We start from the raw sequence: 11,676 nt of genomic DNA, 5'->3' as shown, positions 1-11,676 counted from the left end.
GTTAATTTTTGTATGGCTAGTCGGGAAGGTGACTTTGACTGGAACCATGCGCAGGCATTTTGGGTCACGGCGAAAGCGGGGTCTTTTTCGGCCGCAGCACGGCAACTGAGCCTCACCCAGCCAACCCTGGGGCGCAAGATCACCCAGTTAGAGCAGGCGCTCGGCGTGACGCTGTTTGAACGCTCTTCACGGGGTCTACGGTTGACGGCTGACGGCAATGCCTTGTTTGCCCATGTGGATGGCATGCAGCAATCGGCCAGGGCGCTGGCATTGGCAGCCGGAGGTCGCAGTGAACGACTGGAAGGGCATGTCAGTATCAGCGCGACCGAGGTCGCTGCCGCTTTCGAGCTACCACCGATCATTGCCGCATTGCGTCAACATGCGCCGGGGATAACGGTGGAGGTTATCGCCAGTAACGCCAGCAGTGATCTGTTGTCGCGGGAAGCGGATCTGGCACTGCGTGCCTATCGTCCGACCCAGCCTGAACTGATTGCCCGTAAAATCGGCGACTTTCGAGCCCACCTGTATGCCGGGCGAGAGTACCTGAAGCAGCATCCTGTGCGCAGTATCGATGATTTAACCGATTGCGATTTTCTGGCTTTTGATCACAGCGATTTGTTGATTGATGCGTTAAATGAACGTCGTTGTGCCGTGACGCGCGACAATTTCCCGGTGGTGGTTGAAAGCCATCTGGTGCAATGGGAAATGGTCAAGCACGGTGTCGGTATCGGCTTTATGACCGAAGCTATCGGCGACAGGGAGCCGTCAGTCGTCCGTGTCCTACAGGATATGCCGGCTTTTGAGACTGAATTGTGGCTGGTGGTTCACCGGGAGCTTCACACCAGCCGCCGGTTACGGCTGGTGATGGATTTTCTCGCCGAAGCGTTGATGGATCAGCAAACCTGACCGAAGACTGTCAGCCGTTGATGATGCACAGAGGCTTGGGTTTATTATCCTCTGGATTGGCAAACTGTGAGCCGTCTCTGCCAGCATCTTTTACGCCATACAACGCATCATCTGCCATCGCTAACAGAGTCTCAAACGGTACCTGACCATGGTTGGCTGACGCGGCGCCAACACTGATGGTCACCGCAATGGTACTGCCCTGATGCCGCATTGGGTGCTGTCGTACAGCGTTGTGCAAGCAATTCACTACCTGCTCAGCTGCTTGTTGAGTCAGAGGCAGGAATACCGCAAACTCCTCACCGCCAAGGCGACCAAACAGCGCAGAGTCAGGTAAGGCTTTGCTGATCGCCCGGCCCACCTGTTGCAGCACGCGGTCACCCACCAGGTGCCCGTAGCAATCATTAATGCGTTTGAAATGATCCACATCCAGCATCAACACCGTGACCGGTTTCTCCAGCGTGGCGAGGCTTGCTGACTGCTGTGCAGCCTTCGACAGGAAGGCGCGACGATTGAGACATTGGGTTAAATCATCAATGCTGGCGAGCTTCTGCCACACTGCGTTCTGGCGCATGCTATGGATCAGCGGCAAAACCAATGCTGTGGCAATGGTCAGCATCAGGTGGGTCAGTAATACCGGCTGGATCAGAGGGTGATCGGTTGTGTAGTAGGCTCCCTGCGGTAATCTTAACAATGTGAGTCCCTGGCAGATCATCACCGCAGCATGCAGTTGCAGCAGGACGCGCAAAACCCATCGACCGGACGTAAACTGGCACGCATCCGTTTTAAGGCGCTGCGCACTGAGGATAAAAAACAGTGCCATAATGAGCGACGCCATTCCGTCAGCCGAACCCAGCACCGCTTTTAGCAACAGGTAAAGGGATAGGGAGCCGCCCGCAACCAGTAACAGGAAAAATACATTGTTAGCCGGGCATGTACCCGCTTCAAAACAACGGATACCGAGGAAAAGACAAGCCGAAGACGTGATCAGACTGGCGATGCCGATCAGTTTGAAGGCGGAGAATTCAGGCTGCAACGTAACGTGTACGGCATAGCACAAGCCACCGACCACGAACAGTCCACAGGATGCTGCCCAATACAGCAAGGCCGTGGCATTTTCGCTACGCCGGTACAGGGATAAAAACAACAGACATACCAGTAAATTGGTCAGCAATGCTGCCAGAGAACCTGATGGGACTACAAACGCCATGCAGTGAATACAACCTTCTGTTAATGAACGCACATCCATCCATGGGCCACAAAAAAAGCGGCGGCAGTATAGCAAAGAACTGGACCAACCAGTCAGTTTTAAGGGATGGTCACGCATATAAAGGTATGTTAAATCATACCAAACGCGCGGCGGGTGATACCTTTTCTCGACGTTAGTATAAGTGATGATCCTGAGCCGCCCTGACGGGGACATTTGTAACCTGTTGACTATACTGGTTTCACACATTGCGATTAGCCGCGACTGACTGTATAACGTGTTGAAGAGAAACAAATTAACCCAACCTACAACAGCGAGTGATTCTTCGGTGGCGATAGGACAGTGAGTCGGATCAGACAGATAACCTCACCAAAAGGACTAGGCATCAAAGGGCGGATTTTGGTGTTTGTGCTGCTGTTCCAGTTGATCGCCTACGCCTGTCTGCAGATGTTCAACGCGGTGGAATACAAAACCGCCCTGTATCGCTTCAAAGACAACGAGCTGCGCGCCAGCTTTACCAACAGTATCAGCAATATCGATAATCTGGTTGAGCTGATGGAACAAAAAGCGACTGATATCGCGTTGGTGGGCGAAGCGCTGCATCAGATGCGGGTGAATGACGATTTGCCAATCGCCACCGTGACTTCGTATGCAAAAAACCAGTTACTGCGTTATTTCGAGAGCTTCCCCCAGGCCATTGGTGGGGGCTTGTGGTACGAACCTTTTACGATGGATCCTAATCAACGTTGGTTTGGCCCGTATGTGTTTCGGGAAGGTTCAGAGGTAACCTTTACCTGGGATCTGAACACGCCAGCCTACGATTACCTGAATCAGCCGTGGTATCGGATGGCCCCCGATAATCAGTGGGGGAAAAATCAAACCCGTTATCGGCCGGTGTTCTGGACCTCACCGTACCGGGATGATGCCGCCACGTTTTCGTTGATGATGACCGTGGATGCCGTGATGCTGGACACTCAGGGAGCGCCGTTGGGGATGGCAACGGTGGACTGGTCTTTGGATGAAATGACCCGTTTTCTGGAAGACGTCAAAGTATCCCATGATGCCACGCCTTTTCTGATCCATATACCCTCTGAAAGGGTGTTGAGTTATCCGCTGGCAGAATCCGGTATCCTGTTGTCAGCTGACGCGTTGCCGTGGCTGGCACCACTGTTGAAGCTCGAAGGGCATCAGTTCGGAAGATTACCTGAACCCATCATTATCGATGCCAAAGAAAAGCCCCAATACGTGTTTTATCAGGTGACCGAACACGGGTTTTTGATCGGTACGTTGTTACCCAGTGATTTTGTGCAGGCCGAGGTTGATCGGGTGACGTGGTTAACGGCGGCTGGGGCGATAGCAATGGCGATATTGTTTCTGTTTTTGATGCTTGGATTGTTTCGCTGGCTGTTCAGTCCCTTTGATCACCTTGTATCGACCCTGCACGGCTCAATTGCCTACAGTGACGACGACAAAGTGGTTTTATCGAAGGTTCATTACGACAAGAACAATGAGTTTCGGCCGGTGGTCGACGCATTGAATGATATCTACGCGCAAATTCAGCAGCATGTCACCGAGCTTGAACGCTCGAATGACAGATTGCGCGCCGCTCAGCAAGAGGTGCAGGGGTTGAACCTGGCGTTGGAGGAAAAGGTTGCCCGGCGTACGGCTGAGTTGGAGCAGAAAACCCATCAGGTCATGACTTCGCTGGATACCCTGAAGCGCACCCAACAGCAACTGGTTGAGACCGAAAAGCATGCCGCACTGGGCCGTCTGGTGGCGGGGGTTGCCCATCAGATCAATACACCGCTGGGAATTTGCGTAACGGCCGCGTCGACGTTGGAAAGCACCATGGATGTGATCTATCAGAAAATCAACCAAGGGAAGCTCAGTCGGTCGGTGTTTCAGGATGCCTATGATAAAGTCCTGCAAAGCGCAGAAATGATCAATCAGAATTTGGCTCGCGCGACTCAGTTGATTGGCAGTTTCAAGCAGGTTGCGGTTGACAGTGACGACGACAATAAGCGCACATTTGACCTGGTGCGGTATTTTGAGGATATGCTGTTATCGCTGCGCTCCCGAACCCATGGAACGCCGCACAAGATCGTGTTCAGTTGTAAAGACGCAATTTCCCTGTATGCGTCTCCTGCGGCGTTTACCCAAATCACCACGCAACTGGTGGACAATGCCCTCAAACACGCCTTTGAGCCGGACCATGCCGGCACCATGCGGATTGATTTACACGTTAAGGGAGAGACGTTGGTGATGTTATTCAGCGATGACGGTAAAGGAATGACACCCTCGGTGCGCGCGCAAATCTTTGATCCGTTCTTCACTACCCTGGAAGATAAGTTCGGTTCTGGCCTGGGAATGCACATCATTTACAACCAGGTGGTCCATCAGCTGGGCGGCAACATTGAGTGTGACAGTCAACTGGGTGAGGGGACCCGCTTTGTTATCAGCCTGCCAATCGTCAAAAAAGCCCCTCAGGAGACCCGTTCGTGATCTTCCGGCATTTCCTCCAGACCACTGTAACATTCAATGATGTACTTGGCCGGCGTGAAATAGTGCGCGGATGACTCACTCATGGCCTGACTGAAGCAATCCGGGTAATCATCCCTGAGCAGGCAGCCTTCAGCCACCGACGGATAGATTTCATCCAGCCGCTTTACCTCGGTTTCTGTGACCCGACGGAACACATGACTGCGGTTCAACTGACTTGGGTTTCTCAGTCCGGCAGAGGAGATAATGTCCATCGTGGCGTGTACTGTTTCACCATGGTAGCGACACACCCGCTGGGCCTTATTGGACACCACCAGGCCTTTAGCCAGACTCTGGTCCTGAGTCGCAATACCGGTGGGACATTCGTTGGTATTGCACACCAGCGATTGTACGCAACCCAGCGCGACCATCATGCCTCGTGCGCTGTTGCACACATCCGCCCCTAACGCGAAATGCTTGACCAGGTGAAAGCCGGTAAAGGTTTTACCACTGGCAATGACTTTGATGTGTTTACGCAAACCAAATCCGGTCAGCGTATCGGTAACGAACACCAGAGCATCGGACAAGGGCATACCCACTGAATTGGAATATTCCAGCGGTGCAGCGCCGGTGCCACCTTCGCCGCCATCCACAGTGATAAAATCCGGTAAAATGCCCGTTTCGTGAATGGCCTTGCAGATCCCGACAAACTCGCTTTTGCGGCCGATACACAGTTTGAAACCTATTGGCTTGCCACCACTGAGTTCCCGCAACTGAGCGATAAATTTAACCATCTGCAGCGGGGTGTGAAAGCTGCTGTGGGCCGGTGGAGAGTCAACACGGGTCCCCGGCTCGACCAGGCGTATACGGGCGATTTCTGCGGTGTTCTTGTCGGCCGGTAAAATACCGCCATGACCGGGCTTTGCCCCCTGAGACAACTTAATTTCGATCATTTTTACCGATGGCAGTTTGGCGGTTGTGGCAAATGCGTCAGGATCGAAACGGCCCTCGTTATCCCGACAGCCAAAATAGCCGGTACCGATCTGCCAGACCAGATCACCACCATGCTCAAGGTGGTAGGGGCTGACGCTGCCTTCGCCGGTGTTGTGGTAAAAATTGCCTTGCTTGGCACCGAGGTTCAGGGCGCGGATGGCGTTGGCGCTCAGTGCACCGAAACTCATCGCCGAGATGTTGAAAATGCTCGCGGCATAGGGTTGCTGACAGTCAGGACCGCCGATGATCACCCGCGGTGCTTTCGCGCTTCTGTCATAGTGAATGGCCGACAGTGAATGGCCTATCCATTCGTATCCGAGTGCCCGGGTATCCAGGCGGGTACCGTAGGGCAAGCTGTCCATTTCACCCTTGGCCCGCTGGTAGATCACCGAACGAAACATGCGATTAATGGGGACACCACTGGTTTCCGACTCAAAGAAGTATTGGCGCAGAAAGGGGCGGAAAAACTCCATCACCCAACGGCCCCGCCCGATGATCGGGAAGTTGCGCCACAACGCATGCCGGGTTTGTAAAATGTCGTACAACGCCACGACGGATAACAGCGCCATGATCCACAGAAACCAACGAAACGGCGGCCACCACCAGGTGAGCAGCAAACTGATGATCCAAGCTGCACTGAGTGTCATAAGTATCGCTGCACGCATATGAGTCCCTTTTAAACCGATGGATGTTGAGTGGCGTTATCCGCCCACAAGCATAGCACTGCTCACTGCTCAGAGAGGTTGTGCTGTTGGTGCTGGCAGGCCTGCAAAAATTCGCCCCGTTGATCAACGCCGACATGCACGGTGTGTACCGTTTTACATAGTCCGGCAAACACGCTGAGTCGGGTGTTGCCTGTGAGTTTGATGGCAACATTGGCATGACCAAACATACTGGCCTGTAGCACGCCGGGTGTGGACTGGTTGTCGCGCCCTGCGAGCGACTCGACGGAGCGGATAGCCTGCCAGGGGATAAAGGTATCAAACAGCAGCCCACAGCGAATGGTCAGCCCATGGTCACTGAGGATAATGGGGCGGTGTCGTACGGCCATCGCCTGAGCAAGGGTAAACTGTAAGGTGTAGACATGTCCGATGGTGAGCAGCCAGGCCAGTAGCGGGAACAGGTTGGCAAAAATAATGTGACTGAACACAAGGCTGGGCAGATGAAACACCGCAATGCCAATCAACATGCCGGAATGGCCGCTTTTCTGATGGTAACTAAACCGTGTTACCTGATCACACGCTGTGTTAAGACGCCAGCCCATAATGGCGTAGTACCAGGTCAGCCATTCCTGTGCCAGCAGGTTAGCAAACAGTGGCGAGTTCTTTCCTGCGACGCGTCGGGCGACGTGTTCGATGCGTGATTCGCCCTGCAGGTGTCGACTGTGGCGCATACCGAGGTATAAGCGCCATGCACTTAACAGCAACCATCCGCCGGCCACGCAAAGCAACGCCATTCGGTAGATGGGCGCATACTCACTGAGCAGGCTTTGTTGTGGCGCTTGCCAGAAGGCAGCCAGCAGACCTATGGCAAACAACAGCCGGGTCAGCATGGCTGGGGCAAGCCGGTGCCTGACTAACAATAGATAATACGTAACGGGAACCCACAGGGCCCAGTCGAGCACCAAGGTCAGTGCGATGAGATTGGCCGGCAGGGTGCTTGGTAGTACCCACAGGAGGTTACCTACGTACAGGCAGATCGTGAGGGTTAAAAAGCTTAGCCAACGTATGTGTGTGGAATACGGCATGGGCGTCCAGCTCCGTCAGGACGTACACAAGACTCAAACCAGTATAAGGGGATCAGCCCCCAGTCACAATGATCATCCACCCGACACGGTGAAAAACAGGCTCAGAACAGCTCAATGTCGTCACTGCTGACGGTGGTATCGGTTTCAACGGTGTTGAGCGGCTCATCCACGGTCAGTCCGGCTGCAGTGTCCCGCAGTGTGGTAAGGATCTGGTTGAACGCTTCATCGGTACTGTCGGTATTGAGCTTTTTCTCGATCAGTTCCAGGAAAAACTGTTCCTGGATTTCCGTAAACTCGAGTTCATGGAAGCTCAGGTTGATGGCTGCGGCGATATCACTGATGGTGGTCTGGCGCTCCTCCTTGAGGCGCAGCAATTCGGAACTGACCGTGCTGATCGCGGTTTGCAGCGAGCGCTGGGTATCCAGCAACGTCTGGTATTGACTCAGCGCGATAAAGCGGCTGCTGATCGCGGGCACCAACTTAGCCAGTAGATCGATGATGGCATCGTAAGACATGGTGCCCGAAACGGGCATGTTTTTCACCAATATTGAGGTGTGTGGATCATTGAAAATGGTGCGTTTGCCGAAACTGTAAATTCGCCCTTTGTCGCGCAGTAACTCAAAGACTTTCATTTCATTTTTACTGCAATGGTGGTTATCAATGTCGAAATGGTAGGCTTGCTGGTTGTTGCGCAATTCCAGGGCGCAATTAAACCCCTGAGACAGCATACTCCTGCCCACTTCCTGCATGAGCTGCTCAATGTTGTTGTATTGATTGAGCCGGGCAATCAACTCCAGCCCGCTGCCGTAGGAAGCGGCTTGTTTCATTGCCGTATGGGCAAGACTCTGGGTTTTGCGGTCGTGTTGTTCCAATGCATTGATGGTTTCGATGTCGCGCAGAAAGCGCAGAATGCGTTGGTGGAACGCCACCACATTGAACGGTTTGATGATGTAATCGCCCACACCCAATGCGTAAGCGGCTTTGATGTCCTCATCGCTGGTGCGGGCAGTGAGGATCACAATGTGGGGCCGCGAATCGGCAGGCATTTCCCTTATCCGCTCACAGATTTGGGTGCCCGACATGTCCGGCAATTCCAACTCGAGGATGATAAACGTGAAGTGTTGTTGCTTCAGGGTGTCCAGCGCTTGTTGACCGGAGTCGACCACGGTAAGCGCAAATTCGTCCTCGAACATGAGATTGAGCACGTCCGTCAGGTCATCATCACTGTCGGCAATCAGTACCTTTGGTTTCACCGTTACCATCCTTGACTGTCATGTTTTTCTTCAAATGAAAGGCGCTCTGCAGCGCAGATCCTGTCTCTTTGAAACATAGCAATTATTGACCAACACGCAAATTTCGCGGTTTTGCAGCAAGTTATAAATGCTGTGCTACCTTTTGGTATGACAAGTCAATTCTGCCAAGGAGGATGGACGGAATGGGAAAAATACTAACCGTTGATGATTCGGTATCAATGCGTTCGATGGTGAGCTTCACACTGCGTGAGCAGGGGCATGAGGTCGATGAGGCTGAAAACGGCCAGGAAGGGTTGGACAAAGCATCTGCTGACCATTACGACTTGGTCATTTCTGACGTCAACATGCCGGTAATGGACGGTATTGAGCTGATCAAGCGTCTGCGCGCCAACGAAAAATATCGATTTACACCAATCCTGATGTTGACCACTGAGTCGGGCCTGGACAAAAAACAGGAAGGCAAAGCCGCCGGTGCGACGGGCTGGATTGTCAAACCGTTTGATCCGGCTAAGTTGACGGCTGTTGTCAGTAAAGTGCTCAAATAAAAGCGTTTATTGTGAGCTAACTCATGACAGATCCGATGGAGCGGTTCAGAAATGTGTTCTTTGAAGAAAGTGCCGAGGCAATTGATGCCATCGAGCAGCATTTGCTGTCGATTGCGTTACCGAACGTCGACAATGAGGTTATCCACGATATTTTCCGCTCTGCTCACTCGTTGAAGGGGGGCAGTGCGACCTTTGGCATGACCCGTCTGGCGGAATTCACCCACGTCATGGAAACCTTGCTGGACTCGCTGCGAAACGGTGAGCGCAGTATGGACCAGGACATTGTCGATTGTCTTTTCTCCTGCCTGGATACCTTGCGTTCGCTGGTCAGTCATTACCAGTATGGTGATGAAATTGATGGCCAGAAAGTTGACAGTGTCCGCCACACGCTGGAGGGGTTGTTGTCATCCTCAGCGGCAACCGCGCCAGCGCAAGCTGCATCGGCCATTGACGAGGACAGTTCCCTTCAATGGCAGATTACCTTTATACCCGAACGCGATGTGCTGAAAACCGGTAATGAGCCTTTACGCTATATCGAAGAGTTGGCTGAATTGGGCACTATCACGGTTGAGGTCAATACCAACGCCATTCCTTCGCTGTCCGAGCTTGAGCCGACAGCGCTGCATTTGCAGTGGCACATAACCCTGGATGCCAGTGCGCCGGTGGCTCGCCAGGATCTGGCCGATGTGTTTATGTGGCTGGAGGATGAAGCCGAACTGATCTTCACGCCGCTGACACCCGCGATACCCTCTGTAGCGCCCGTTAGCCCGTTACCGGCGCCAGCAGAAGCACCTGCTGCGCCAGCCACAGCGCAGAATGAAGCAACCGCAAGTGCAACTACGCCCGCCAAAGAGACGCCCAAGCGTACCCAACAATCCATTCGGGTTGATTTGGCCAAAATCGACAGTTTGATCAATCTGCTTGGTGAGCTGGTGATCACCCAGTCGATGCTCAGTACCTTTTCTGATCTGGATCAGTACCCGGAGTTACAACGATTGCAACAAGGCCTCGGGCAGCTGGAGCGGCATACCCGCGACTTGCAGGATGGCGTCATGCAAATCCGTATGTTGCCAATTGATTTTTGCTTCAGTCGCTTTCCACGCATGGTGCGGGATATCTGTAAATCCCTGGGCAAGGAAATTCGCGTCGATATCGTCGGTGAGACCACCGAAGTAGACAAAACCGTAATTGAGGAGTTGACCGACCCGCTGGTGCATCTGGTACGCAACAGCATCGACCATGGCATTGAACGCCCCGACGTGCGGGAAGAAAACGGTAAACCCCGCACCGGCGTGCTGACCCTCAAAGCCTTTCACCAGGTGGGCAATATTGTGATTGAAGTGTCGGATGACGGGGCTGGCCTGAACGCCGATAAACTGCGCAAAAAAGCGATTGAAAAAGGCCTTATCTCAGCCAGTTCGGTGCTCAATGAACAGGCCGTGCATGAATTGATCTTCGCGCCCGGCTTCTCTACCGCCGAGCAGGTGACCGACTTGTCCGGCCGTGGCGTTGGCATGGACGTGGTCAAACGTAACATTCAGGGCCTGGGCGGGCACATTGATGTGCGCAGCACCCTGGGCAAAGGTACCACCTTTTCCATTCGTCTGCCGTTAACCCTGTCGATTCTCGATGGCCAATTGGTCAAGGTGCATGGCGAAACCTATGTGATCCCGATGCTTTCCATTATTGAGTCGATTCAGGTCCCCCAGGACAAGATCAATCAGGTGGAAGGAAAGGATGTGTCGTTCAAGTGGCGGGGAGAATTTATTCCGGTCCTTGACCTGGCAAAAACCTTTCATTGTCCGCGTGAGTCATCCTTTGAAGGGGATCCGCTAATCGTGGTGGTGGAAAGTGACAATCGCCAGTGTGGTTTGATGGTGGATGAGTTGGCCAATCATCAACAGGTGGTAGTGAAGTCACTGGAAGCCAACTACAAGCGCGTTGATGAACTGTCCGGGGCAACCATTCTGGGGGATGGAACGGTAGCACTGATCCTGGATGTCGGTGCGTTGATTCAACGGGTTAAGGTGCACTGATGGGCGATGCGAAAGAAATGGCTGTATTGGACGAGGAGCCAACTGGCGGCTCTGATGTACGGGAGTGGCTGAGTTTCCGTTTGGGAAAACTCGATTATGCGGTCGACATTCTGCGGGTTTTGGAAATCCGGGTGTGGGAGTCAACCACCCGCATCCCGTATTCATCGCCTTTTGTGCAAGGGCTGATCAATCTGCGTGGTGCGATTGTACCGGTGATTGATTTACGCCTGAGGCTGGGCTTGTCAGCGAAACAGCCCGATGGGGAAACGGTGATCCTGGTGCTCAATGTCGAGCATCCTCAGGGCAGCAGAACATTGGCGATGATTGTGGATCAGATCCAGGATGTGATTGAAGTTTCCGGGAGCGATGTACGTAGCGCTGATCGATTTAATTTAAACATTAACGAACGCTTTGTGTATGGACTAATGGACGTCAATTCAAACATGACGGTATTGCTCGACATCGACACCGTGCTCGATGTTGACGATAGCGAGCGCCATGCTAGCTAAGGGGA

9 protein-coding genes are annotated in these 11,676 nt (G+C 53.2%); 5 read left to right on the top strand and 4 right to left on the bottom strand.

Annotation, left to right across the window (positions count from 1 at the left end):
* Positions 1-12: 12 nt before the first annotated feature.
* The gene (locus LJ739_RS07275; protein WP_229158629.1) at positions 13-906 is read left to right on the top strand and encodes a LysR family transcriptional regulator; all 894 of its coding nucleotides are present in this window, start codon (positions 13-15) and stop codon (positions 904-906) included.
* A 10-nt stretch (positions 907-916) separates the two neighbouring features.
* On the opposite strand, the gene LJ739_RS07270 is transcribed toward LJ739_RS07275, so the two are convergent.
* Positions 917-2,113, bottom strand: a complete 1,197-nt coding sequence (locus LJ739_RS07270) for a GGDEF domain-containing protein (RefSeq protein WP_229158627.1) — start codon at positions 2,111-2,113, stop codon at positions 917-919.
* Positions 2,114-2,512: 399 nt separating this feature from the next.
* Between LJ739_RS07270 and LJ739_RS07265 the strand changes: the two genes are divergently transcribed.
* On the top strand, positions 2,513-4,612 hold the full coding sequence (locus LJ739_RS07265; RefSeq protein ID WP_229158625.1) for an ATP-binding protein: 2,100 nt from the start codon (positions 2,513-2,515) through the stop codon (positions 4,610-4,612).
* On the opposite strand, the gene LJ739_RS07260 is transcribed toward LJ739_RS07265, so the two are convergent.
* The 3 genes from LJ739_RS07260 to LJ739_RS07250 all read right to left on the bottom strand — a co-directional run bounded on the left by LJ739_RS07260 (position 4,594) and on the right by LJ739_RS07250 (position 8,581).
* Positions 4,594-6,246 carry an FMN-binding glutamate synthase family protein gene (locus LJ739_RS07260; protein ID WP_229158623.1) on the bottom strand — a complete coding sequence of 551 codons (1,653 nt, stop codon included), beginning with the start codon at positions 6,244-6,246 and terminating at the stop codon, positions 4,594-4,596. The genes LJ739_RS07265 and LJ739_RS07260 overlap by 19 nt on opposite strands.
* Positions 6,247-6,308: 62 nt before the next feature.
* The gene (locus LJ739_RS07255) at positions 6,309-7,328 is read right to left on the bottom strand and encodes a hypothetical protein (protein ID WP_229158621.1); all 1,020 of its coding nucleotides are present in this window, start codon (positions 7,326-7,328) and stop codon (positions 6,309-6,311) included.
* Positions 7,329-7,429: 101 nt separating this feature from the next.
* Positions 7,430-8,581, bottom strand: coding sequence for a response regulator transcription factor (locus LJ739_RS07250; protein WP_229158619.1), 1,152 nt, complete (start codon positions 8,579-8,581; stop codon positions 7,430-7,432).
* A gap of 182 nt (positions 8,582-8,763) precedes the next feature.
* On the opposite strand from LJ739_RS07250, the gene LJ739_RS07245 reads away from it, so the two are divergent.
* Genes LJ739_RS07245 through LJ739_RS07235 form a run of 3 tightly spaced genes read left to right on the top strand, consistent with a single transcriptional unit; the run spans position 8,764 to position 11,671 of the window.
* Positions 8,764-9,126, top strand: coding sequence for a response regulator (locus LJ739_RS07245; protein WP_229158617.1), 363 nt, complete (start codon positions 8,764-8,766; stop codon positions 9,124-9,126).
* Between the two features lie 23 nt (positions 9,127-9,149).
* Positions 9,150-11,162 carry a chemotaxis protein CheA gene (locus tag LJ739_RS07240; RefSeq protein WP_229158615.1) on the top strand — a complete coding sequence of 671 codons (2,013 nt, stop codon included), beginning with the start codon at positions 9,150-9,152 and terminating at the stop codon, positions 11,160-11,162.
* Entirely contained in the window at positions 11,162-11,671 is a 510-nt protein-coding gene (locus LJ739_RS07235) for a chemotaxis protein CheW (RefSeq protein WP_229158613.1), read from the top strand. The genes LJ739_RS07240 and LJ739_RS07235 overlap by 1 nt, the downstream gene beginning before the upstream one ends.
* Positions 11,672-11,676 lie beyond the last annotated feature (5 nt).

Source organism: Fluctibacter halophilus (genome assembly GCF_020687825.1).
GTDB classification, from domain to species: Bacteria; Pseudomonadota; Gammaproteobacteria; order Enterobacterales; family Alteromonadaceae; genus Fluctibacter; species Fluctibacter halophilus.
This window is presented reverse-complemented; position numbering and strand designations above follow the sequence as displayed.

Excerpts from the sequence above, each read along its gene's own strand:
- LJ739_RS07235 (WP_229158613.1), top strand. The coding sequence starts at position 11,162 with ATGGGCGATGCGAAAGAAATGGCTGTATTGGACGAGGAGCCAACTGGC.
- LJ739_RS07260 (WP_229158623.1), bottom strand. The coding sequence starts at position 6,246 with ATGCGTGCAGCGATACTTATGACACTCAGTGCAGCTTGGATCATCAGT.
- LJ739_RS07275 (WP_229158629.1), top strand. The coding sequence starts at position 13 with ATGGCTAGTCGGGAAGGTGACTTTGACTGGAACCATGCGCAGGCATTT.
- LJ739_RS07245 (WP_229158617.1), top strand. The coding sequence starts at position 8,764 with ATGGGAAAAATACTAACCGTTGATGATTCGGTATCAATGCGTTCGATG.
- LJ739_RS07240 (WP_229158615.1), top strand. The coding sequence starts at position 9,150 with ATGACAGATCCGATGGAGCGGTTCAGAAATGTGTTCTTTGAAGAAAGT.
- LJ739_RS07270 (WP_229158627.1), bottom strand. The coding sequence starts at position 2,113 with ATGGCGTTTGTAGTCCCATCAGGTTCTCTGGCAGCATTGCTGACCAAT.
- LJ739_RS07255 (WP_229158621.1), bottom strand. The coding sequence starts at position 7,328 with ATGCCGTATTCCACACACATACGTTGGCTAAGCTTTTTAACCCTCACG.